Annotated in this window: 24 protein-coding genes; 11 read left to right on the top strand and 13 right to left on the bottom strand. The window is 72.2% G+C overall.

Translation table 11 applies throughout. The features are described 5' to 3' along the window. Nucleotides 1-94: 94 nt before the first annotated feature. Nucleotides 95-1,195 (bottom strand): Gfo/Idh/MocA family protein, encoded by a 1,101-nt coding sequence (locus QFW77_RS11775; protein WP_280574910.1) that lies wholly within the window; start codon nucleotides 1,193-1,195, stop codon nucleotides 95-97. A 243-nt stretch (nucleotides 1,196-1,438) separates the two neighbouring features. Between QFW77_RS11775 and QFW77_RS11770 the strand changes: the two genes are divergently transcribed. From QFW77_RS11770 to QFW77_RS11760, 3 genes are all read left to right on the top strand, one after another. Next, the gene (locus QFW77_RS11770; protein WP_280574909.1) at nucleotides 1,439-1,930 is read left to right on the top strand and encodes a hypothetical protein; all 492 of its coding nucleotides are present in this window, start codon (nucleotides 1,439-1,441) and stop codon (nucleotides 1,928-1,930) included. Between the two features lie 145 nt (nucleotides 1,931-2,075). Then, nucleotides 2,076-3,140 (top strand): alpha/beta fold hydrolase, encoded by a 1,065-nt coding sequence (locus QFW77_RS11765; RefSeq protein WP_280574908.1) that lies wholly within the window; start codon nucleotides 2,076-2,078, stop codon nucleotides 3,138-3,140. A gap of 142 nt (nucleotides 3,141-3,282) precedes the next feature. Further along, nucleotides 3,283-4,422 (top strand): NAD(P)/FAD-dependent oxidoreductase, encoded by a 1,140-nt coding sequence (locus QFW77_RS11760; protein ID WP_280574907.1) that lies wholly within the window; start codon nucleotides 3,283-3,285, stop codon nucleotides 4,420-4,422. Here the strand turns inward: QFW77_RS11760 and QFW77_RS11755 are convergent. Together QFW77_RS11755 and QFW77_RS11750 are read right to left on the bottom strand one after the other, a co-directional pair. Next, the gene (locus tag QFW77_RS11755; protein ID WP_280574906.1) at nucleotides 4,419-5,282 is read right to left on the bottom strand and encodes an amidohydrolase family protein; all 864 of its coding nucleotides are present in this window, start codon (nucleotides 5,280-5,282) and stop codon (nucleotides 4,419-4,421) included. The genes QFW77_RS11760 and QFW77_RS11755 overlap by 4 nt on opposite strands. A gap of 29 nt (nucleotides 5,283-5,311) precedes the next feature. Continuing rightward, nucleotides 5,312-6,298 (bottom strand): LysR substrate-binding domain-containing protein, encoded by a 987-nt coding sequence (locus tag QFW77_RS11750; RefSeq protein WP_280574905.1) that lies wholly within the window; start codon nucleotides 6,296-6,298, stop codon nucleotides 5,312-5,314. A 120-nt stretch (nucleotides 6,299-6,418) separates the two neighbouring features. Here QFW77_RS11750 and QFW77_RS11745 point away from each other — a divergent pair, with 120 nt between their 5' ends. The 5 genes from QFW77_RS11745 (at nucleotide 6,419) to QFW77_RS11720 (ending at nucleotide 12,631) form a co-directional block, all read left to right on the top strand. Next, complete coding sequence (locus QFW77_RS11745) at nucleotides 6,419-7,135, top strand: FMN-dependent NADH-azoreductase (RefSeq protein WP_280574904.1); 717 nt, start codon at nucleotides 6,419-6,421, stop codon at nucleotides 7,133-7,135. 139 nt (nucleotides 7,136-7,274) lie between these two features. Further along, nucleotides 7,275-7,751, top strand: a complete 477-nt coding sequence (locus tag QFW77_RS11740; protein WP_280574903.1) for a DUF4126 domain-containing protein — start codon at nucleotides 7,275-7,277, stop codon at nucleotides 7,749-7,751. 306 nt (nucleotides 7,752-8,057) lie between these two features. Beyond that, entirely contained in the window at nucleotides 8,058-9,710 is a 1,653-nt protein-coding gene (locus QFW77_RS19030) for an MFS transporter (RefSeq protein WP_331487956.1), read from the top strand. Between the two features lie 12 nt (nucleotides 9,711-9,722). Beyond that, the gene (locus QFW77_RS11725) at nucleotides 9,723-12,086 is read left to right on the top strand and encodes a GH36-type glycosyl hydrolase domain-containing protein (RefSeq protein ID WP_280574902.1); all 2,364 of its coding nucleotides are present in this window, start codon (nucleotides 9,723-9,725) and stop codon (nucleotides 12,084-12,086) included. Then, nucleotides 12,083-12,631 (top strand): gluconokinase, encoded by a 549-nt coding sequence (locus QFW77_RS11720; protein ID WP_280574901.1) that lies wholly within the window; start codon nucleotides 12,083-12,085, stop codon nucleotides 12,629-12,631. The genes QFW77_RS11725 and QFW77_RS11720 overlap by 4 nt, the downstream gene beginning before the upstream one ends. 3 nt (nucleotides 12,632-12,634) lie before the next feature. On the opposite strand, the gene QFW77_RS11715 is transcribed toward QFW77_RS11720, so the two are convergent. Genes QFW77_RS11715 through pcaD form a run of 4 tightly spaced genes read right to left on the bottom strand, consistent with a single transcriptional unit; the run spans nucleotide 12,635 to nucleotide 15,300 of the window. Beyond that, complete coding sequence (locus tag QFW77_RS11715; protein ID WP_280574900.1) at nucleotides 12,635-13,108, bottom strand: VOC family protein; 474 nt, start codon at nucleotides 13,106-13,108, stop codon at nucleotides 12,635-12,637. Between the two features lie 32 nt (nucleotides 13,109-13,140). Beyond that, the gene (locus QFW77_RS11710) at nucleotides 13,141-13,992 is read right to left on the bottom strand and encodes an AraC family transcriptional regulator (protein WP_280574899.1); all 852 of its coding nucleotides are present in this window, start codon (nucleotides 13,990-13,992) and stop codon (nucleotides 13,141-13,143) included. Between the two features lie 23 nt (nucleotides 13,993-14,015). Further along, nucleotides 14,016-14,360 (bottom strand): NIPSNAP family protein, encoded by a 345-nt coding sequence (locus QFW77_RS11705; protein WP_280574898.1) that lies wholly within the window; start codon nucleotides 14,358-14,360, stop codon nucleotides 14,016-14,018. Nucleotides 14,361-14,370: 10 nt separating this feature from the next. After that, nucleotides 14,371-15,300, bottom strand: a complete 930-nt coding sequence (gene pcaD / locus QFW77_RS11700) for a 3-oxoadipate enol-lactonase (RefSeq protein WP_280574896.1) — start codon at nucleotides 15,298-15,300, stop codon at nucleotides 14,371-14,373. Nucleotides 15,301-15,389: 89 nt separating this feature from the next. Here pcaD and QFW77_RS11695 point away from each other — a divergent pair, with 89 nt between their 5' ends. Beyond that, nucleotides 15,390-16,361 (top strand): LysR family transcriptional regulator, encoded by a 972-nt coding sequence (locus QFW77_RS11695; RefSeq protein WP_280574895.1) that lies wholly within the window; start codon nucleotides 15,390-15,392, stop codon nucleotides 16,359-16,361. Between the two features lie 108 nt (nucleotides 16,362-16,469). Here the strand turns inward: QFW77_RS11695 and QFW77_RS11690 are convergent, their stop codons facing one another. From QFW77_RS11690 to QFW77_RS11675, 4 genes are all read right to left on the bottom strand, one after another. Then, nucleotides 16,470-16,904 carry a hypothetical protein gene (locus QFW77_RS11690; protein WP_280574893.1) on the bottom strand — a complete coding sequence of 145 codons (435 nt, stop codon included), beginning with the start codon at nucleotides 16,902-16,904 and terminating at the stop codon, nucleotides 16,470-16,472. 140 nt (nucleotides 16,905-17,044) lie between these two features. Beyond that, complete coding sequence (locus QFW77_RS11685; RefSeq protein WP_280574892.1) at nucleotides 17,045-18,073, bottom strand: AraC family transcriptional regulator; 1,029 nt, start codon at nucleotides 18,071-18,073, stop codon at nucleotides 17,045-17,047. 152 nt (nucleotides 18,074-18,225) lie between these two features. Further along, on the bottom strand, nucleotides 18,226-18,909 hold the full coding sequence (locus tag QFW77_RS11680) for a YceH family protein (RefSeq protein ID WP_280574890.1): 684 nt from the start codon (nucleotides 18,907-18,909) through the stop codon (nucleotides 18,226-18,228). Nucleotides 18,910-18,994: 85 nt separating this feature from the next. Continuing rightward, nucleotides 18,995-19,858, bottom strand: a complete 864-nt coding sequence (locus QFW77_RS11675; protein ID WP_280574889.1) for a LysR family transcriptional regulator — start codon at nucleotides 19,856-19,858, stop codon at nucleotides 18,995-18,997. Nucleotides 19,859-19,952: 94 nt separating this feature from the next. On the opposite strand from QFW77_RS11675, the gene QFW77_RS11670 reads away from it, so the two are divergent. Continuing rightward, entirely contained in the window at nucleotides 19,953-20,336 is a 384-nt protein-coding gene (locus tag QFW77_RS11670; protein ID WP_280574888.1) for a cupin domain-containing protein, read from the top strand. After that, nucleotides 20,329-20,778: a thioesterase family protein gene (locus tag QFW77_RS11665; protein ID WP_280574887.1), complete on the top strand. Its 450-nt coding sequence runs from the start codon at nucleotides 20,329-20,331 to the stop codon at nucleotides 20,776-20,778. Before QFW77_RS11670 ends, QFW77_RS11665 begins: the two co-directional genes overlap by 8 nt. A gap of 82 nt (nucleotides 20,779-20,860) precedes the next feature. Here the strand turns inward: QFW77_RS11665 and QFW77_RS11660 are convergent, their stop codons facing one another. Further along, nucleotides 20,861-21,916: a DUF5694 domain-containing protein gene (locus tag QFW77_RS11660; protein ID WP_280574886.1), complete on the bottom strand. Its 1,056-nt coding sequence runs from the start codon at nucleotides 21,914-21,916 to the stop codon at nucleotides 20,861-20,863. A gap of 116 nt (nucleotides 21,917-22,032) precedes the next feature. Beyond that, nucleotides 22,033-22,578: a YdeI/OmpD-associated family protein gene (locus tag QFW77_RS11655; RefSeq protein ID WP_280574885.1), complete on the bottom strand. Its 546-nt coding sequence runs from the start codon at nucleotides 22,576-22,578 to the stop codon at nucleotides 22,033-22,035. Nucleotides 22,579-22,728 lie beyond the last annotated feature (150 nt).

The raw sequence follows: 22,728 nt of genomic DNA, 5'->3' as shown, positions 1-22,728 counted from the left end.
CGGGAATGGTAGCCGTTCGTACGGGTTGGCCTGGCCGGGCCTGGCGCAGGCGCGCCTGCCGGCCCCGTGGCGCCCGGGCCCGCCGCCCCCCATCTCAGGCAAGCTCCACCCTGGTCCCGGTCCGCGCGGACGCGTAGATCGCCTGCATGATGCGCACGTCGCGCAGTCCCTCTTCGCCCGACACCATGCTCGGACGGCCTTCGAGGATGCACCGCGCGAAGTCGTCCATCTCCGCGGCGAACAGGTCGATCTCCGGGAACCGGATCTCGCGGCCGTCGCTGCGGCGGCCGTGGTTGCCGTTGTAGAAGAACGCCGGATCGAGCTCGAACCAGCCGCGCTCGGCATTGACCCGCATGTGCTGGATGCCGGCGGCCTTGTAGCTGGTGCTGCAGTGGGCGACCACCCCATCCGGGAAGCTGGCGGTCCAGACCATGCTCTCGTCCACTTCGGCGAACTTGACCGGATCGGTCCTGGTCTGCATCGCGGAGACCGCCAGCGGCTCCGTACCGGTCAGGTAGCGGGTGGCCTGCAGCGCATAGATGCCCACGTCCATCAGCGCGCCGCCCCCGGCCAGCGCGCGCTGCAGCCGCCACTGGCCCGGCTCGCCGACGTCGATGCCGAAGCCGGCCTCGATGACCAGCGGCGCGCCGAACTCGCGCTCGCGCACCAGGCGGATGCATTCCAAGTGATGCGGGTCGTAGCGGCAGCGGTAGGCGGTGCCGAGCATCCGCCCGGCGCCGGCGCAGGCGTCGATCATCCGCTGGCAGCGCTCCACCGAGATCTCCAGCGGTTTCTCGCAGAACACGTGCTTGCCGGCAGCCGCGGCCGCGAGGGTGTCGCGTGCATGCAGTGCATTGGGGGTGACCACGTAAACCACGTCGATCTCGGGGTTGTCGGCCATGCGGTGCATCGTTTTGTACGAATACACGCTGTCGGCCGGCACGCCGTACTTGGCCATGTACGCCTCCGCCTTGGCGGGCGTGCCGGTGACCAGGCCGGCGAGGCGGCAATGCCTGGTCCTGGCGAAGGCCGGGGCGATCTGGCCCTCGCTCAGCCGCCCCAGCCCGCAGATCGCGAAGCCGAGCCGGCGCGATTCCTGCGCCCGTGCGCGGGTGGCGCCGGTGCTGACGAACGGCGCCGCGGCGATCGCGGCGGTGGTCTGGCCCAGGAACCGGCGGCGGGTCAGCTTGTCCATGGCGAGCGCTCCCGCGGTCTCGACGTCGCGTGGGTCGGTCCGGCCCCGGCGGACCGGGCGTGCGCGCCGCCGATCGACGGGCGCGACCGCCGGCAAATGTCGCGTGGCGCCCCGGCACCGTCAAGTCGGCGCCGGCATTGGGCGATTCACGCCAGCGCGCCGCTGGCGTTCTCGCTGTGGTGGAACGACGCAATGTTCCGCCGAATCGCCGGTGCGCAGTCCGGCGCAACCTGGAGAAAAACGATGCCATACGCATTCCGCGGCGAAGACGGGGCCAGCGGCGGCAAGCCTGGGCGCACCCCGGCCGAAGTGGCCGCCATGGGCGGCTTCAGGCCCTGGCAGGCGGCGAGCCTGGAGGAGGCCAGGGCGAACCTGCGGCGGCTGGTCGCCAGCGGCACCCTCGCGGCGGAGGCCGAAGCCTGGTGCCTGTCGAAGAACCGCGAGAACGGCTGGTTCTTCAGCACCGGCCTGGACGCCGCCACCGCCTACGACAACTACGACTATTTCTACCGCTTCGCCATCGACGGCCTGGCCGAACGGCCCTGGAGCGCGGTGGGGCCCGGAAACACCGGCGCGATGAAGCTCTATCTGGACGCCGACGACCTGGACGCGGCCACCATGATCGCGGTGATCTGGCCGGTGCGCAGAAGGGAACTGCTGGTGATGTCACCGGTGCCGACGGCCGCGATCGAGATCATGCACGACGATGGCTGGACCCCGCTGGACGAGGGATAGCGGCCGGCGCGGCGGCGGCACCGTCGGCCATCGGGTGGCGGGCTGAACGGCCGCGTCGCTGTCATCGCGGTGTCATCGATTTGCGATAGAGCCGCGCGCAGGCAATCGCTAGGCTGCGCGGCCGTTCCTGCGAAGACGCCTCGCGATGCTGCGCTCCACCCTCCTGCTCTGCGCCTGCCTGCTGGCGGCGGGGTTCCCCGCCTGGCCGGGCCCGTCGGCCTCGCTGGCGGCGCACCTGGTCGCGCCTGGCGGGACCTCGCCGCTGTTGCCGGCCGATCGCATCGAAGCCGCGCTGGCGCGGCTGCCGGACCGCAGCGGCCGGGTCGTCACCGGCAGCGGCGCGCGGGTGTTCTGGCGCGCGATCGACCCGGGCGACTACGGCGTGCGCACGCGCTGGCCGGCAGGCCGGACGCACGATGCGTTCCCCGATATCCAGTTCGAGGTGCCGGCAGCGCCCGCGCCGCCGCCACGCGGTACCGTGGTGCTGCTGCACGGCTGGATGATGACCGGCGACTCGCTGCTGCCCTGGGCGCTGCGCCTCGGCGAGGCGGGATACCGCACGGTCTCGATCGACCTGCGCAACCACGGCCGGTCCGACGCGGCGCCGGTCGGCTACGGCACGCGCGAAGCGCGGGACGTGGTCGAGGTGGTGGACGCGCTGCGCGCCCGCGGCGAGATCGTCGGCCCGCTGCACCTGCTCGGCGTCTCCTACGGCGCGGCCACCGCGGTGTTCGCCGCCGCCGACCCGCGCCTGGGAGCCGAGCGCGTGGTCGCACTGGAATCGTTCGCCGTGGCCGGCACCGCGATCCGCGACATGGTGCCGCACATGCTCCAGAGCGCGCCCGCCGGCTGGAGCGAGCGCCTGGCGCGGCGCTGGATGCAGTGGCGGATGGACGACGCGGCGCTCGACGCGGCGGTCGCCGAGGCCGGCGCGATCCTGGACCTGCCGCTGGACGCGGTCGACGTCGGCGCGGCGCTGGCCCGGGTGCCCTGCCCGCTGCTGGTGCACGGTGGCGCCGACCGCCACGTCCCGGTCGCGCACGGCCGCGCCCTGGCCGCCGCGGCCCCGCACGCGCGCTATCTCGAGATCGCGGGGGAGAGCCACCTCAGCCTGCCGATGCGTCTGGACCTGCTCGCACCCGTCGTCGTCGACTGGTTCGACCGCCCCGCCTGTCCGGGCGACGTCCTCGCGGAGCATCGGCTCGATTGAGGCCAGCCGCGCAGCGGCCGCAGCCCCCGCGGGGGCTGCGGCCACCGGGCGCCCGGGACTTCAAACCCGCTTCACAATGACGCCATCGCGGCTTCGTCCCGCATCGTTATGGTCCCCGGCATGTCCTTTCGCCGGAGCACGCATGGCCGATCCCTCACCCTTGCCGGCCGCCGACCTGGTGGTGGTGGGCGCCAGTTTCGCGGGCGCCGCCTGCGCCATCGCCGCCGCGCAGCGGGGCCTGCGGGTGTGCGTGCTCGAACGCAAGCGCGACCCGGGGGAGAAGCTGCGCACCACCGGGATCATCGTCAAGGAGGCGGCGGAGCGCACCCTCCTCAACCGGCTGCCGTCGCGGATGACCCGGCAGGTCGAGGAAGTGCGCCTGTACGCGCCGAGCCTGAAGCAGGTCGCCCTGGCCGCCCCGGGCTACTACTTCCTCACCACCGACACGCCGGCGGTCATGCGCTGGCTGGCGGAGCAGATGCGCGCCAACGGCGTGGACCTGCGCCTGGGCGCCGCGTTCAATGCCTGCGAACGCAGCGGCGACGGCTGGCGGGTGGACGGCGTCGGCACCACGCGCTTCCTGGTCGGCGCGGACGGCGCGCGCTCGCGGGTGGCGCGGCGCTGCGGGCTGGGCGAGGTGCGCCAGTTCCTCTACGGCATCGAGTACGAGTTCCCCGGCGCGGTCCTGGCCCGGCCCGAGGCGCTGCACTGCTTCATCAGCAAACGCTACGCGCCCGGCTACATCGGCTGGATCGCGCAGAGCCCCACCGGCATCCAGGCCGGGCTGGCGCTGCGCCACGATCCGGCGCATGCGCGGGCGCCGGATATCGACGGCTTCCTGCTGCGGGCCGGCCGCGCCGGCGGGCTGCCGCGCCATCTCAGGCCGGGCCACACCCGCGCCGGGCTGATCCCCTGCAGCGGCCCGGTGTTCGACATGGCCCGCGACCGCGCGATCCTGGTCGGCGACGCCGCCGGCATCGTTTCGCCGGTGACCGCCGGCGGCATCCATTCGGCGTGGGAACACGGCTGGGCGGTCGGCCGCGCCATCGCCGCACACCTGCGCGACGGCGCCCCCCCGCCGGAGCAGGTCGCGGTCGAGGCCGCGCCGCGCTTCCGCGCCAAGCGCGCGCTGCGCTGGGCCTACGACCGCCTCCAGTTCGACTGGCCCTTCGATCTGCTGCTGCACTCGCCGCCGCTGCGCTGGGCGGCGGAACGGGTGTACTTCCACAAGCGCGGGAGCCAGGGATCCGGCGAGCTGGACCACCCTCGCCGCCGGAACTAGTCCAGGCCGGCTGGCGCGAGACCGAACAGCCGCTCGGCGTTGCCGTAGCGGATGGCCGCCTTCTCCGCCTCGTCCAGGTCCAGGCGCTCGAGCGCCTCCAGCGCGGCGGCGAGCGACATCTGCGGATGGTCTGATCCCAGCAGCAGGCTTTCGATGCCGACGTTGCGCAGCGTCCAGACGAACTCGTCCTCGATCGGCGAATCCGCGACGAGGTGCAGCGGGCCCGACAGGTCGAAGTGAATGTTGTCCATGCCGAACCCGTCCGCGGTCCGCGCCAGTGCCAGGATGTTCCAGTAGCGGAAGTTCAGTGCGCCCATGTGGGCGAACACGAACCTGGTGCCGGGCGCCCGGGCCGCCAGGTTGAACAGGTGCTCGCTCTCGCCGGGCGTGATGTTGGCATTGTCCATGAGCACGACCATGCCGAGTTCGCCGGCGCGTCGCACCAGCGCGAGCACGCGCGGGTCGTCCAGCTCGAAACGCTGAGTGTGAGCGTGGATCTTGAGCACCCTCACCCCGTGGGCCGCGACCCGCTCCAGCTCCTCCAGGGCGGCCTCGCCGTCATAAGGGTGCACGGTGGCGATCGGCAGCACCTTGGGGTTGGCCGCGGCCAGCGCGACGATCGAATCGTTGCCCTCCCGGATCCGTTCGGGCTGGCCCGCCAGCGCCTGGTGCGGCCCGCCGAACCACATGGCGCCGTATGCGGTCGGCTCGACGCCGGCCTTCGCCAGCTGCGCCTCGTACTCGGCGGCCGACGCCGCACCCTCGCGCAGATGCACGTGCATGTCGAATACCGGCTGCTGCGCGGCCGCCGCCCCGATCGCGGAAAGGAGCAGGATCGCCAGCGCGTACGTCTTGTTCATCGGAAGCCCACGCGGGAAGAAGGCGCGGATTATGCCGGATCCCGGGCGCGCCCTCCCCGCCTGCTGCGGCGCTGCGGCTCCGCGGCGCTTACGGCGTCGCGCGCGGACATGGGCGCTGCGCCCGTCGGTGGTGGCAGGGCCAGCGGCGGCAGATTCAGGATCCATTCGCGCAGGGTCGCCATCCAGCAATCCCCGCCCTCGTCCTCGGGGTGGACCAGGTGAAAGGGCTCGGCTTGCAGTTCCGGGCCGAACGGACGCATCAGCGAGCCGGCGCGCAGTTCGTCGGCGACCAGGGCCAGACTCATCAGCGCCACGCCCTGCCCGGCCAGCGCCGCTGAAATGGCATGGGTTTCATCCGAGAACACCGGCCCCTTGCCGGGGTCGAGCCCCGGAACGCGGGCGCGGCGCTGCCAGGCCGTCCAATCGACCGGGGCGCTGCGCGCGCCAGGCGGTGCGAAATGCAGCAGGGTCTGCCGCGACAGTTGGCCCGGATCGCGCAACTGCAGCCGCGGACTGCACACCGGCGCGAACACGTTGTCGAACAGCTTCGACGCCCGCAGCCCCGGCCACTGGCCGCCGCCGTAGCGGATGGCGAGATCCGCCTCGACGCCATCGAGCGCGACGGGCTCGTGCGACACGTGGATGCGCAGGTCGAGCCCGGGGCACGCCTCGCGCAGCTGCGGCAGGCGCGGCACCAGCCAGCGCGAGGCCACCGCCGGCGTGGCGCTCAGGGTCAGGCTGCGCCGCTGCGGCGCGCGCACCCGATCGGCCGCCGCGACGATCGCGGCGAACGCGCCGGTCAGCGCGCGCTGCAGTTCCCGGCCCTGCGGCGTGACCAGAAGCTGGCGGGGCCGGCGCACGAACAGCGGCTGGCCGAGTTCGGCCTCGAGCTGACGGAGCTGATGGCTGATCGCCGCCGGCGTGACGGACAGCTCCATGGCGGCGCGCTTGGCGCTGCCGAGACGGGCGGTGGCCTCGAACGCGCGCAGCGCCGAAAGCGACGGCAGTCGGCTCATGAGTTAGTTCCTCTAATTCATTCTGGCAAAAAAGATCGTTTGTCTGCGTACGTACAGGGCCCTAGCGTACCCCACGCCGCCGCAAGCATGAGCGGCAGTAACTCATACGAGGAGCCAAAGATGATCCACCTGTTGCACCTGGATAGCAGCGCCCGCCCCGGCCGGCGCGGCATCGATCCGCATGGTTCGTACACCCGCGCGCTCAGCGACCGCTTCGTCGCCAGATGGCGCGCCGCCCGCCCGCAGGATCCGGTCCGCTACCGCGATCTCGGCGCCAGCCCGCCGCAGCTGGTCGACCACGACTGGATCCGCGCCGAGTTCACCCGCCGCGAGGCGCGCGAGCCGTGGATGGTCGATCGGCTGGCCGAGAGCGACGCCCTGGTCGACGAGCTGATCGGGACCGATCTGCTGGTGATCGGCGCACCGCTGTACAACTTCGGCATGCCGGCGCCGCTCAAGGCATGGATCGACGGCATCGTCCGGATCGGCCGCACGGTGGAGTTCGATCCCGGGCGCGGCGAGGACCCCTACGTGCCGCTGCTGGCCGACCGGCCGCGGCGGGTCGTGCTGCTGTCGTCCCGCGGCGGCCACGGCATGGACGAGGATGGCCCGCTGGCGCACATGAACCATCTCGATCCGCACCTGCGCACCGCGCTCGGCTTCATCGGCATCCACGACCTGCGCTGCATTGCGGTCGAATACGAGGAATTCGGAGACGAGCGGCTGCTCGCCTCGGTGGCCGCTGCGGAGGCAAAGGTCGACGCACTGGTCGACGCGATGCTCGCGGAGACCGCGCCCGTCGCCACGTCTGCCCCGGAACGGGCGCTGCCGGCCTGAGCCGCGCGCGGGCCGTGGCGCTTCCCTTCTCGTTGCGAAGACATCCCATGTCGTCAACTGGCCGCTCGGCGGTGGTCGAATCGATCCACCACCAGCCACCCGCCATCATCCGCCAAGCGCGCGAGGAGGTAGACCGGACATGGCCCTGATCCATTCGCTGCTGATGGGCGCCGTCGCCGGAATGCGTGCGATGACGCCGCTCGCCGCGGTGACCAACGCCGCCCGCCTGGGTGCCCTGCCGGTCGGCAACGGCGCACCGCGCCTGTTGTCGAACCGCCTCGCGGCGCACGGCGCGATCGCCATCGCCGGCCGCGAGCTGGTGGGAGACAAGCAGCGATCGGCGCCGGACCGGATCGCCCCCGCCGGCCTCGCCGTGCGGATCGCCACCGGCGCGATCGCCGGTGCCGCCCTCGCACCGAGGCGGCAGCGCGCCGCCGCCGCTGCGCTCGGCGCAGCGGCGGCGGTCGGCACCGCGTATCTGGCTTTCGAATTGCGCAAGCGGGCGACGGCGCGCTACGGCCAGGTCGCCACCGGCGCCGTCGAGGACGCGGTCACGCTGGCCGGTGCGGCCCTGGTCGTTGCAAGCGCATCACGGCGATCGCGACGCCGTCGCTGACCGCGCGGCAGGTGCGCGCCACCTGCGCCAGGGGGACGGGACTGATTCCAATAGGAGCGGGCCACGGCCGCGCAAGCCACGGGAGTGCCGACCGGGTTGGCGGTGCTGCCGGGCGCTGGCGGACGGCACCGGCTTTCGCGTGCATGGCACGCTCCTACGGGTGCAGGCCCGCATCCTCCGTGGGAGCGGCCCATGGCCGCGAAGGCCGCGGGAGGCGCCGCGCGGGCCGGCGGTGATCCCGGGCGCTTCATGTTAGCGTTAACGGAGACGGCCGGGCCGACGCCCAGCACGGACCCGGGAGCGGCATTGACAGCCAGCCACGAGGCAACGGACGGCCAGCGTCCAGCGAGCGACAGGACCGCCAAGCTCGGGCTGGGCGAGAAGCTCGGGTTCGGCCTCGGCGACGCGGGGTTCAACTTCTATTGGGTCATCATCGGCTCGTACCTGCTGTACTTCTATACCGATGTCTTCGGCATCTCCGCTTCCGCCGCGGCGTGGATGTTCGCGGCCACCCGGATCATCGACGCGTTCACCGATCCGGCGATCGGCGCCCTCGCCGACCGCACCCGCTCCCGCTGGGGCAAGTTCCGCCCCTACCTGCTGTTCGGTGCGCTGCCGCTGATGGGCTCGGCGATCCTGACCATGAGCACGCCGGAGCTGGGCGAGACCGGCAAGCTGGTCTGGGTCTACGCGACCTATAGCGCGATGATGCTCTGCTACACCCTGGTCAACATCCCCTACAACTCGCTGGCCGGGGTGCTGACCGCCGACGGTGGCGAGCGCAGCTCGATCTTCGGGATCCGCTTCTTCTTCGCCTATTTCACCGGAATCGTGGTCGGCGCCGCCACGCCGGACCTCGCGGCCTGGTTCGGCGGCGAAAACCCGGCGCGGGGCTGGCAGCTGACGATGGTGCTGTACAGCACGGTGGCCACCGCGCTGTTCCTGGTCACCTTCCTCACCACCCGCGAGCGGGTCGCGCCGCCACCGGCGCAGAAGACCAGCCCGCTGGCGGACATCGCCGACCTGCTGAAGAACCGTCCCTGGGTGGTGCTGTTCGCCCTGGCCATGATCGTCATGATCACCATCGTGCTGCGCGGCAGCTCGGCGGCCTACTACTTCAAGTACTTCGTGCAGCGGCCCGACCTGATGGGCGCGTACATCGGCCTGCAGATGGCGGCCTACGCGGTGGGCGCGCTGGCCACGCCCTGGCTGACCCGGCATTTCGACAAGGCGCGGCTGCTGATGGTCACCATGGCGATCGTCGGCATCCTGTCGATCGGCTACGCCTTCGTCCCGGCGCCGGACTCCAACGGCGTGGTGACGGTCTCCGGCGACGCCCCGGTGACGCTGCGGGCCGAGGCGATGCTCGATACGCCCGCACGGACCGGCGACAGCTATCGCTGGACCCGCCACGAGAACGCATTCTGGATCGTCCGCGAACGGGTGGCCCTGGAGGGCAGCGGCCCCACCCTCACGCTCGACGGCGCCAACGGCCAGGTGGTCAGCGTGGTCAGGATCGGCGCCGACGGCAGCCGCAGCGACAGCGCCGACCTGCCGATGGCGATCGTCGTCATGTTCCTGCTCAATATCCTGATCAGCCTGGCACTCGGGCCCAAGTCGCCGTTGACCTGGTCGATGTACGCCGACGCCGCCGACTACAACGAATGGAAGACCGGCCGCCGCGCCACCGGGATGACGTTCTCGGCGGCCACCTTTTCGCAGAAGCTCGGCGGCGCGCTCGGCGCGGCCGGCGTCGGCTGGGTGCTGGCGGCGATGGGCTACGCCGCCAACCAGGCGCAGAGCGGCGCCTCGCAGACCGGCATCGTGCTGCTGCAGACCGCGGTGCCCGGGGCGTTCGCGCTGGTCGCGATGTTCGCGCTGCGGTTCTACGACCTCAGCGGCCCGCGGCTGGAACGGATCCAGTTGGACCTGTCGGTCCGGCAACAGGCCGGCGACTGACGGAGGCACTGCATGCTGGTACGCGCCACCGACGACGGCGAGCGTTTCGTGCTGACCGACCCGACCGCGATGCCGCGGGCGGCGGGCTTTCTTTGGAATCGGCAGATGATGATGCAGGTCAACTGCCGGGGCTTCGCGGTGGCGCGCTTCATGCAGCCCGAGCCTGCGCGCTACACCCACGCGCCGAATCTCGAGGCCGCCACCTTCATGCAGCCGGAGCAACCCTACTACGCCCATCATCCGGGCCGCTTCTGCTATGTGAAGGACGAGGAGAGCGGAGAGATCTTCTCCGCGCCTCACGAGCCGGTGCGGGCGAAGCCCGACCGCTTCGAGTTCTCGGTGGGGGCCAGCGACATCCGCTGGACGGTCGAGTGCCTTGGCGTGCGGGTGGAGATGGAAGTGGGCCTGGCTGCGGACGCGGCGGTGGAGCTGTGGCGGATCCGGGTCAGCAACCCGTCCGGGCGCAGCCGCCGGCTCGGCGTCTATCCCTACGTGCCGATCGGCTACATGAGCTGGATGAACCAGTCCGCCCGCTACCGGCCGGACCTGGGCGGCGTGGTGGCGAGCAGCGTGACGCCCTACCAGAAGGTGGAGGACTGGTCGCGCCAGCGCGGCTTCAAGGACCGGACCTGCTTGCTGCACGACCGCGAACCCGTGGCGTTCGAAACCTCGCGCGAGGCGTTCGAGGGCGAAGGCGGCCTGCACGCCCCCGACGGGGTGCGGCAAGCGCTGCTGGGCTGCGGCGAGGCGCTGCACGAAACCCCGGCCGCCGTGCTGCAGTACCGCATCGCGCTGGCGCCGGGCCAGGCCGAGGAGTTCCGCTTCCTGCTGGCCCCGGAACGCGACGATGCCGGTATCGCCGGCCTGCGCGAACGCTATCTCGACGGGGCCGGCTTCGCGCGGGCACGCGATCAGTACGCCGCCTACATCGCCCGCGGCCGCGGCGTGCTGCGCATCGAGACGCCGGACCGGCACCTGGACCGCTTCGCCAACCGCTGGCTGCCGCGCCAGGTGTACTACCACGGCGACGCCAACCGCCTGACCACCGACCCGCAGACCCGCAACTACCTGCAGGACCACATGGGCATGTGCTACATCGCGCCGGAGGCCGCACGCGAAGCGTTCCTGCGCGCGCTGTCGCAACAGGAGCCCAGCGGCGCGATGCCCGACGGCATCCTGCTGGCCGAGGGTGCGGAACTGAAGTACATCAACCAGATCCCGCATACCGATCATTGCGTCTGGCTGCCGGTCTGCCTGCGCGCCTACCTGGACGAGACCGGCGAGCACGGCATCCTCGACGCGCGTATCCAGGACGGCGCGGGGGAGACGCTCACCGTGTTCGAACGCATCTGCCGGGCGATGCGCTGGCTGCTGGCCGCACGCGACGCGCGCGGATTGAGCTACATCGGCCAGGGCGACTGGTGCGATCCGATGAACATGGTCGGGCACCGGGGCAAGGGCGTGTCCGGCTGGCTCTCGGTGGCCGCCGCCCATGCGCTCGGCCTGTGGGGCGATGTCTGCGAACGCCACGGGCGCGACGACCTGGCAGCCGAGTTCCGCGCCGGGGTCGCCGACCTCAATTCGGCGGTCAATGCCCATCTATGGGACGGCGAGTGGTACGCGCGCGGCATCACCGACGATGGCGTGGCGTTCGGGGTCGCGAATGATGCCGAGGGGCGGATCTACCTCAACCCGCAGAGCTGGGCGATCCTCGCCGGCACCGCCGACGCGCGGCGGCGCACGCTGATGATCGCCGCCGTCGAGCGGCAGCTGGAAACCCCCTACGGCGCGATGATGCTGGCGCCGGCGTACACCGGGATGCGCGAAGACGTCGGCCGCCTCACCCAGAAGTTCCCGGGCACCGCGGAGAACGGCTCGGTCTACAACCACGCCGCGGCGTTCTACGTCCACGCGCTGTACGCCGCCGGCGAGTCCGCGCGCGCCTGGCGGGTGCTGCGGGGGATGCTGTGCGGGCCGGACGACGCCGACTACCGGCAGCGCGGGCAGCTGCCGGTGTTCATCCCCAACTACTACCGCGGCGCCTGGCGCGAGCACCCGCGCACCGCCGGGCGCTCCAGCCAGCTGTTCAACACCGGCACCGCGGCCTGGATGTACCGCATCCTGATCGAGGACCTGTTCGGCCTCAAAGGCGCGCCGGAGGGGCTGCGGGTGACGCCGCAACTGCCGCCGGAATGGCCGCAGGCGCGCGCCGAGCGCCTGTTCCGCGGCGCCCGCTTCGACGTGCGCTACGCGCGCAGAACCGGCGCCACGGCGATCGAGGTGCGGGTCGACGGCGAACCGCTGGACGGCGACTGCATCGGCGGCATCCGCCCCGGCCGCGACTACCGCGTCGACGTGCGCCTGCCCCCGGCATGAGCGACGCCGCCGCCGAACCGGTGCCGGTGCTGGTGATCGCCATGGGCGTCAGCGGTTCCGGCAAATCGACGCTGGCCGCCAGGCTGGCGCGGGCCTGGGATTTCCGTCTGCTGGAAGCCGACGACTTCCACCCGGCCGCCAACCGCGAGCGCATGGCCCGCGGCGAGCCGCTCACCGACGCGATGCGCGAGCCGTGGATCGCGGCCCTGTGCGCCGCGCTGCGCCGGCACCGCGCGCAGGGCGAGAGCTGCGTGCTGGCCTGGTCCGGGCTGCGTCGCGGCCACCGCCAGCGTTTCCGCGAACTCGGCTATCCCACCCGCTTCATCCATCTGGCCGGCGACCCGGAACTGGTGCGCGCGCGGCTGCGCGCGCGCACCGGACATTTCGCCCCGGCGGACCTGCTCGACAGCCAGCTGCTGGCGCTGGAGGCACCGGCCGGCGAGGCCGATGTGGTGGCGGTCGATCTCGCGCCGGGGATCGACGAGGTCACGCGACAGGCCAACGCGGCGCTGCGCCACTGGCTGGCGCGGCCGCCGCGGCGCTGAGCCTCAATCGCTGCCCTCGCCGGCGCAGGGGCCGCCCCCTGCCCGCATCAGTGCGTCGTAGCGGCGCTGCATCTCCTCCACCGCCACCTCCTCGATGCTGTGGCCGATCAGCCAGCGGTGCCCGAACGGGTCGTGCACGCTGCCGCTGCGCTCGCCGTAGAAGGCATCGGTGGCCGGGCGCTCCAGCGTCGCGCCCGCCGCCAGGGCCTGCGCGATCGTGGCGTCGGCGTCGTCGACGTGCAGGTGCAGGGTGACGCCCGCCGGGGCGCCGGCGGCCGGCGCGCGAATCCCGTACTCGGGATACTCGTCGCACAGCATCACCGTCCAGCCGCCGAAGTCCATTTCGGCATGCCCGATGCGTCCGCCGGGCTCGGTGAGGCGGAACTTCTCGGTGGCGCCGAAGGCGCGGGAGTAGAAGCGGATCGCGGCGTCGGTGTCGGCGACGCAGAGGTAGGCGAAGAGTTCGTGGATGGCCATGCGTGAGTGTCTCGGTAGGTCGATGCGGCACGTTAGCCGGGCGCGCGACCGGCGTCTTGAATGGAATCGACCCGATCCGCGTCGACCGGCAGGTGATGTCGCGCCACCGGGGCCGCACGGCGGTAGTCGCCCGGCCTCACCCCGGTGAAGGCGCGGAACTCGCGCACGAAATGCGCCTGGTCGCTGTAGCCGGCCAGATGGGCCACGCGCACCCACGGCATGCCCGGTTCGCGGCGGTGCGCCGCCAGCGCCACCTGGAACCGCAGCACGCGGCGGAACCGCTGCGGCGTCAGCCCGACCGCGTCGCGGAACGCCGCCGTGAGATGCCGGTGGCTGTAGCCGCTGGAGGCGACCAGCTCGGCCACCGAACCGCCGCCGGCAAGGCCGGCGAGCGCTTCGGCCACGGCCGGGTGCAGCCCGCGCGCGCGCGGCAGGCGCGCGGCCAGGAACGCTTCGAGCAGTTCCAGCCGGCGCTGCGGGCACGCTTCCTCGATCAGCCGCGCGCGCAGGCCTGCGGCGGCGGCGCCGCACAGCGCCTCCAGCGGGACGTGCCGCCCGGCCAGTTCGCCCGCCGCCACGCCGAACAGCGCGCGCGCCGCGCCGGGCAGAAACTGCGCGCCGACCGAACCCGCGGACGGTCCCGCCAGCTTGGCGTAGTAGCCGTCGCGGGCGCCGCCGAGCACGGCATGGCCGGGCGTGGCGATGGTGCGGCCGGCGGCGTCGACCAGGCACAGGGGCGCATCGCCCAGGCGCACCGCCAGATGCATCCTGCCGGTCGGCAGCACGTGCTCGTACCGCGCCGGCGCGGCGCGGTGCGGCGCCGCCGGCTGCGACCACAGCAGCGCGACGAACGGACGCAGGGCGGGGATGGGAAGACGCAGCATGGCGTTCCGGGCGACGCGGGCGGTCAGGAAGCGCCGGGCTCGCCACCGGCGACGTCGACCGGCAGCAGCGGACGCATGAAGCTCCGCTCGTGGCGCAACACGCAGCCCGACTCGTCGCGGATCCGGTCGGCGGCGATGAACTCCGGATCCTCGCCGAACCGCGCCCGGTAGCGCTCATAGGCGGCCAGGCTGTCGAAGCTGAACAGCGCCAGCGCCTTGTCGCTGGCACCCTCGCCCGGCAGGAAATAGCCGTGATGGCGCCCGCCGTGCTTGTCGACCAGCCGCATCCATTCCCGCGCGAAGCGTTCGAACGCTTCGAGCTTGGCCGGATCGATGGTGTACTCCACGACGCAGGTGATCATGCCCATGGCCGCGAGACTATCGTTCCGGCGGATCGCCCGCCAGCCGGGCCGGGGCCAGGAAGTCGAGCACGAGCCGCAGGTATGCGTCGGGTCGCTCGATGTTCGGCAGATGCACCGCGTCCAGGATCTCCAGTGTCGCACCCGGGACTGCCGCGGCGATGAATTCGCCGTGCTCCGGCAGGGTGACGGTGTCGTGCGCGCCGGCGATCACCAGCGTCGGCCGCTCGATCAGCGCGATGCTGCGCCGCAGGTCGGCGTCGCGCACCGCGGCCCAGGCGCCGGCCAGCCCCTGGCGCTCGGTCGCCAGCAGCATGCCGCGGAACTGCCGCACGCGCGGGCCGTTTTCCGCGAGCATCTGCGGCGGGAACCAGTTCGCCAGAAACGACTCCGCGGTCGCGGCCATGTCCGGCGCCTCGCGCAGGGCGGCGATCGCCTCGTCCCATCGCCGCGGCGGCCCCAGGTAGGCCGCGGTATTGCTCAGGATCAGCCTGTCGATGCGCTCGGGCGCGTGCACCCCGAGCCACTGGCCGACGAATCCGCCCAGCGACAGGCCGAGCAGGTGCGCGCGCTCGATCGCCAGCGCGTCCATCAGCTCGAGCACGTCGTGCCCGAGGCGGTCGATCGAATAGGCCCCTGGCGGCACGCCGGAGCCGCCGTGGCCGCGCATGTCGTAGCGCAGCACGCGGAAGTGCTTCGACAGCGCCGGAACCTGCAGGTCCCACATCTCCAGGGTGGTGCCGATGGAATTGGCCAGGATCAGGACCGGGCGGTCCGGCGCGCCGTCGAGCCGGTAGGCGATGCGAACCCCGTCGCCGGTGACGAAATGGGAAGGCGCCGCGGCTCCTTCCGATGCGGACGCCGGGCGCAGCTCGGCGAGCGCCGCGTCGGGGGAAGGCGAGGCGGCGGCGACGCCGAACGCCAGCAGGGGCAGGAACGCGAGGCTCATGGGCGGGCTCCAGTGGGTGGAGAGCCGCATCCTGGGGCCGCCGCACATCGATTGATATTATGAAGTTCGCCAGATCACTGTCGAAAACGATGACAATTTCCGGGTTCACCCTGCACGAGCTCGAGTGCTTCGACGCGGTGGTCCGCGCCGGCGGATTCCAGGCGGCCGCCGCGCTGCTGCATCGCTCCCACCCGGCGGTGCACGCGGCGGTGGGCAAGCTGGAACGCCAGCTGGGGGTGGCACTGCTGGACCGTAGCGGCTACCGGGTCCGGCCCACCGCCCAGGGGCTGTCGTTCCATCGCCAGGCGGCGCTGCTGCTGGGCGATGCGGACGCGCTGCAGCGGCATGCCCGCCAGCTGGCGATGGGCACCGAAACGCAGTTGCAGGTCGTGATCGGCGACCTGTGTCCGCGGCCGCAGGTGCTGGCGCTGCTCGGCGAGTTCTTCGCCCGGCACCCGGACACGCGGCTCAACCTGCACTACGAAGCGGTGGCCGGGCCCTGGGAGCGCCTGCTGGACGACCGGGCGGACCTGGCGGTGCACCGCGCCGACACCCGCGACGCGCGCCTGGAATGGATCGATCTGGGGGCGGTGTCGCTGGTACCGGTCGCCGCTCCGGGCTTCCTGCCGTTCCCGGTGACGCGCTCGATCACGCCCGAGCGCATGCGCCGGCTGACCCAGTGCATCCTGCGCGACTCCGCCACGCGGCGCCCGGACCGCGACCACTACGTGGTGCAGGGAGCGCCGCAGTGCACGGTGGCCGATCACGCGATGAAGAAGGAACTGATCGTCGGCGGCATGGCCTGGGGCCACCTGCCCCGCTTCATGATCGAAGAGGAACTGCGCGACGGCCGCCTGGTGTCGCTGGCCGGCCGGCATTTTCCCGGCATCGACGAAACGCTGGCGGCGGTGCGGCGCCGCGATCGTCCGCACGGCCCGATCGCCGAAGCGCTGTGGGACCGCCTGCGCAGGCGGTCCGGCACGCTGCTGCGGGCGCGCGCCGCAACCGCCCGGTCCAGGCGGGGCGCCGGAGGCGCGCGACCCGCCAGACCGCACCCCTGACCTGCGTCGCGGGCGGCGGCCTGCCACTCCGGCGGCGGGGGCAGGCCAGCCGTGGATCTCGCGCGCCCTGGCGCTCCACCTGTGCGCGCACTCGCCGCCTTCAGCCGTTCAGCGGTCGGCCCTGACGACCGTCCCCAGTGCGTCGGGCGGGCCTGCGTCTGTCGCGGCCGCCTGATCCTGCGCCCAGGAACCCACCGCGCGCCCGAAGCGGGCGATCATCACCATGTTGAAGAAATGCATCAGGCCCAGCACCAGCAGGGTGATGCCCACCCGCGACCCGACCTCCGGAATCAGCGCGACGGTATCGACCTGCCAGTCGTTCAGGCGGTAGCTGATGAACCCCAGGTTGACCAGGTAGAAACCGATCACCAGCAGGCGGTTGGTCGAGGCGGCCAGCTCGCGGTCCTGGCCGAAACAGCGAATGAGGAAGATCTCTCCGTTGGCGGACAGGGCGCGCGCCACCCAGATCGTCATTCCCACCGAGATCGCGAGATACAGCCCATAGGCGAAATGCGTCATGACAAAGTCTCCCAGCTCGAGCATGTGACACCTCAGGATTGAAGGTGGCGCCAGCTTGGGCCGGGCGGAGCGTTCCGGCTTCCGGAAAGATCAATCCGGAACAGGTCGGCCGGATCCGGGGGCGGATCGACGCAGGATCAACGACTTGCGGGGTTCCAGGATGATCATCCGGAAGGTTCCGCTGCCGCCAGGCGGCGCCGGCGGTACTCGCCCGGCACCTCGCCGACCTGTTCCTTGAACGCAACATAGAAGCTCGACTGGGAGTTGAAGCCGGCCGCCATCCCTACCGACAGCACCGAGGCCCGGGGCTCCTCGATCAGCATCTGCCTGGCGGTCTCCACTCGGTGCTGGCGGACGAAGCGCGGAAACCCGAGCCCGAACTCGGTATTGACCAGCTCCGACAGCTGGTGGGTGCTCAGGCCGAGCATCCCGGCCACGGTGGCCAGGCTCAGCGACTCCGAGCGATGGATCTGCTCCTGCTCGAACAGCTGCCGCAGGCGTGCCGCCATCGCGTCCCGGTCCACCCGGGCCAGGGTCGACTGCGCATAGGCCACCGCCACCGCCTCGCGCGTCTTCGGCACCAGGTCGGGCACGCTCAGCAGCAGCCAGCCCACCAGCAGGAATCCGAGCGCGATCAGCGCCGCATAGGTCCAGGCGTAGCCGTACCAGCCCATCCCCGCCCGCGCCAGCAGGCCGCTCGCCGCCACCGCCACCGCCATCAGCCCGAACAGTCCCAGCACCTTCAGCTCGAGCGCGAACCAGCGCCGCAGCGCGCGCAGCCGGTAGACCAGGACGCACAGGTGCGCGGCTGCCGCCGCACCCAGCGCCAGCGCCACCGGGACCGCCCAGGACAGCGGAATCGCCAGCGCCAGTGCCAGCATCGCGACCGCCAGCGCCCATTCGATCCGGCGCCAGCCGCCCTCCGGACGCAGCACGCCCAGCAGCAGCCAGTAGAAGCCGAGCGACTGCAGGAACACCACCACCACGTAGCGGCGCGTGGGCGAGGCCTCCGCCGCCGTCGCGAACTCCAGGTGCCCGAGCTGGGTCGCCGCCAGCCCGGCGAGCATCACCAAACCCGCCAGGCGCGACTGCCACGGCAGTTCGAGCCGTCGATGGCCGCCGGCGAGGACCGCCGCAAGCAGGACTGCCATGCCGACCGAGAATCCCACCATCAGCTGCAGCGCCAGATCCATGTCCCTCCCCCCTCGCCCGCCATCCGCCCGCGGCGGCTAGCGGCGTGCACGCCTCGCACCAGGCTGCCGGTTGCGATGGCGGGCGCCGCGTCGCGTCCGCGCCACCGGCTCGTCCACCCCGGCATCGCGCCCGCCGGTGACCCGGAGGGCCGTCACTCGCCCGCCGGCTCCGATCCGCCGGCGCCCAGCAGCTGCGCGACCTGGCCGCGCAGCGCCGCGACCTCGGCTTCCAGCGCCTGCAGGCGCGCTTCCAGCGCAGCGCTGGCTGCCGGCGCCGGCGCCTGGGCCGGCACGCGCGCGGCGATCGCGGCGACATCCACGGGGCCGCACAGCAGATGCGCATAGCGGTCCTCGCGCTGGCCGGGTCCGCGCGGCACCAGCACCGCCAGCGCCGGCTCCCGCTGGCACAGCCGCTCGAGGTGATGGCGGACGTCCTCGGCGTCGGCGAACCGGCTCAGGCGCTCGCTGCGGGCGAGCAGCTCGTGCACGGTCTGCGGGCCGCGCAGCAGCAGCAGGCCGAGCAGCGCCACCTGCTGCTGCGGCAGGCTGAAATGGGCGCCTGCGCGGTGCTCGTAGCGTTCGGCGCGGGTGGAGAACACCTGCTTGGCCAGCCCCGCCTGCTCCAGCCGCCGCAGCGCGTGGTTCACCGCGCCCGGATCGAGCGCCATCACCGGGTCGCGCGCGGTCTTCTGGTTGGCGGCCGATTGCGCGGCGCTGACGGTGAGCGGATACAGGTCGGGCGTGGTCGCCTCCTTCTCGATCAGGCAGCCCAGCACGCGGGCCTCTTCGGGCGACAGCACGGCCGTGGCGGTGCGTTCGGCGTTGCCGGATTCCATGGGCGTCGGTCCTCGAGCGGGTTGGGTATTGGACACGCCGCGGACGCGGCGCGCAAACGTCGAGCGAACGCCGGCGCCTCGCGCCTCACCGCCGCAGATGCTCGACCAGCGCCCGTGCCGCGCGCGACAGCGGATAGTCGCGGCGATGGCAGACGCCGACCGAGAGGACATCGTTTCCCTCCAGCGGAAGCCAGGCCACGCCATCGACGTCGCGCACCGCGGGCTCCGGCAGCGTCGCCACGCCGATGCCGCGGCGCACCGCTTCGATCAGCACCGCCACGCTCTCGGTTTCCATGACGATGCCGGGCACCAGGCCGAGCCTGCGGGCGTGCGCCTCGAGCCGGCTGCGCTGGTGGTAGCCGGCCGGGAACGCGATGATCGGCCGCGACAGCAGCTCGGACCACGACATCGCCGCACCCGTGGAAGGACGCGATGCGGTCGCCATGCAGGCGACGTTCCGGAACCGCGCCAGTTCGACGATCTCCAGCCCCGGCTCGGCGTCCTCGCTCGCGATCACGCCGAGCTCCACCTCGCCGGCGGCGACGCGGCGGGCGATCTCGCCGGCGCCGGCCTGCGCCAGGCTCACCCGCACCCCCGGATGCGCCGCCTGGAAGGCCGCCAGCGGCGCGGCCAGCGCGAACCCGGCCACCATCGCCGGGGCCGCGAGCGCCAGCGAGCCGCCGATGCCGGCCTCGATCGCGCGCAGCTCCTGCCGCGCCAGATCCAGTTGCGCGAGCGCGGGCTGCGCCCTGGCCAGGAACGCGCGCCCGGCCGGCGACAGTTCCACCGAACGCTTGCTGCGATGGAACAGGCGGCTGCCGAGATCCTCCTCCAGCCGGCGGATCGCGATGCTGACCGCGGATTGCGCGATCCGCAGCTCCTCGGCGGCCGTGGAGAAACTGGCATGGCGCGCCACGGCCAGGAACACCTGGATTTGCCGCAAATTCATATCTGTTTATATATTGACTTGGCTGTTTAAATATATTGGACACCAATTATCGAGGCTCGTACAGTCGGCCCGTCTCCACCACCCGCCGATCGCCATGCCGGACCCGAGCCTCCCCTACGCCACCCACCTCGACATCAAGTTTCCCGCGCTGGCGACGATCGACGTCGCCGCACTGGCCGCGGCCTGCACCGACCGCTGGTACAACCAGACCCTCTGCCGGGTGAACGATGCCGTGGTCCGGCTCGGCGTCATGACGGGGGAATACCACTGGCACCGGCACGTCGCCGACGACGAATTCTTCTTCGTCCTGGATGGGACGTTCCTGGTCGATCTGGAGGACCGCACGGTGGACCTGCGGCGCTGGGAGGGGCTGGTCGTGCCGCGGGGCGTGCTGCACCGCACCCGGGCACCCGGGCGCGCGGTGGTGCTGATGGTCGAGACCGCCGCCATCGTGCCCACGGGCGATGCCGATGAGTGACCCGGCAGCGGCAACGGAGGGCGCGGCGCCATCGCTCGCCGGGACCGCATACGAGCTGGCCTACCGGGTCGCGGCCGCCGACTCGCCGCGCAATCTGCGTCTCGAGGACGACGACGAGTTCCCGGACGTGCTGGGGACCGCGCGGATGATCGGCCTGATGGAACTGGCGGCGGCGCGTTTGATGCGCCCGCTACTGGGCGAGGGCGAGGTTTCGGTCGGGGTCGGCGTCGAGATCAGGCATCTGGCGGCGACGCCGCTGTTCGCCGAGGTCCGCATCCGCGCCACCTGCCTGGGCCGCGATGGCAGGCTCTACCGGTTCAAGCTCGAGTTGCAGGATGCGGCGGGCATCGCCGGAGAAGGCGTCCACACCCGCGCCGTGGTCTCGGCCGCGCGCCTGTGCGAGGGCGCCCGCAGACGGGTGGCGGGCGGCGCTCGCGCTTGAGCGGGCCGGTGCCTGCGGTGCCAGCCGGGCCGCGCCGTCCGGGGCCGGGCGCCGGGTCACCCCCGTGCCGCCAGCGGACGTTTCATTCCAGCACCTCCAGCGCATCGACGATCTCCACGCCCTGCAATTGTCCCAGCCAGCTGTCGAACCACGGCTTGTGCGAGGCGCCGACGATCGACAGCACCCGCGCGCGCGGGCACTCGCGGAAGCTCTCGCGGATGTTGGCGACCATGCGCAGGTTGCGGGTTTCCCACGCGGCCACCCACATCTGCGGGTAGTCCTCCGGCGTGTCGGCGCGCATCATCGTCAGCACGTTGGCCTCGGCGGCCAGCTGCTGGTATCGGGGATGATTGATGTGGCGGTAGAGCGGCAAGAGATCCGGCGCACGTGCCAGTTCGGTCTCCCGCGCGATACTGGCTTCCCAGGCCGGCGCCGCCTTGCTCCAGACGTCGGACACCGCCTTGCCGAACGCCTCCGGGTCGGGCAGGTCCATGGTGTGCCCGGTGTTGTCGTCGACGCCGTGCACGCGCTGCAGGCCCAGCCGCGCGGCCAGGCGCGCGCCGATGCTGTAGCTCTCGCTGCCGTGGGCGTCGATCCGCCCGAGCATCTCCACCAGCGCCTGGTCCAGGCCGTCGCCCGGGCGGCGTTCGGCCTCCGGCAACTGCAGCCACTGCGCATACGCCGAGGCGCGCTCGTGCGCCGCCAGGAACAGCGCCGCCAGGCGCCGCCGCTGCGCCGCGGTCGGCTGCGCCGGCCATGTCTCGAGCGTGCGGTCGATGGCGGCGAGCGCACCGGGAACGTCGAACCCGGTTGCGGCCCGCGCCGCGGAATTGTCGTGACAGTAGCCGCTGCCGTAGCGCTCGGGATGGCGTGCCGCCAGATCGCATTCCTGCCCCGAGACGTCCTCCACCACGATGATGTCCGGCGCGAACGTCGCCAGCCGGTCGAGCACGCCGTCCAGCGCGCCTGGCACGGGTTTTTCCGGCAGTTGCGCCAGATGCACCGAGCCCAGCACCAGCACCTGTGCCGGCCGACCGGCCATGTCGCGATCCAGCACGGTCAGATCCACCTGCGCCCACGCGACGCTCGGCGACCACATCGCCAGGCCGAGCGCCGTCGCCACCCATCGCTTGCTCATCCTGTCCTCCGGTACGGCCGGGATGGGCGATGCTTGCAGCGCCGGGGCCCGGCCCGCCCGTGCCGTTGGTTGGGCGGCCCGCGAACCGTCGCTCCACGGACAACCGGGGCCCGCACTCAGGAGGCCGGTTCGGGAGCGGACAGCCCCTTGCTGTAGAGTCCGGAGCGGTCGAAGCAGCAGGCGCGGCGCTTGCCGGAAGCCAGCATCGAGCAGGCATTGGCGACGCGCCGGTCGCGCGTTTCCGCCTTCTTCGCCGAGGCGATCCAATGGATCCAGTCACGGCGCGCCAAGGGCGTGAGGCTGGACCACTGCTCGCGCGCGTGCGGCGCCCCAGCGAGCGCCTTGCGCAGGTCGGCCGGAACCCTGGGTTCGGGCTCCTTCGCCGGCGGAGCGATCTCGAGCGCGACGGTGTCGCCCGCCGCCGCTCCGGCCGCTTCGCGCAGCGCCTTGCCGACCTTCAGCCAGTGGCTGCCCTGCCCGTCCGGTTCCAGCGTCGCCTGGAAGCGACGGCCTTCGAGCGTGCCGTCGACGCTGACCATGCTGCGCGTCGGCAACCTGGCGCTGGCGCTCGCCGGCAGGACCAGGAACGTCCATGCGGCGCCCTTCGGGCTGGCCGGGCGCAGCAGCCGGGCCGTGAACCTGATCTTCGCGGGATCGCTCATGCCGCAAACCTATCACCGGCGATCGGGCAGCGTCATCCCGAAGCGCGCCGCGCCCTTGGCACCTGCACGCGACCGCCCGCACCTCGGCTGGCAGCGCTCGTGGGCCGCGGGTTGCGCCGGCCCGACACCCCGGCCCGCACCGCATGCCGC

The organism is Luteimonas endophytica, from assembly GCF_029887875.1.
Lineage (GTDB): Bacteria > Pseudomonadota > Gammaproteobacteria > Xanthomonadales > Xanthomonadaceae > Luteimonas > Luteimonas endophytica.
The sequence above is the reverse complement of the archived record's forward strand: the minus strand, read 5'-3'. Positions and strand labels throughout refer to the sequence as shown.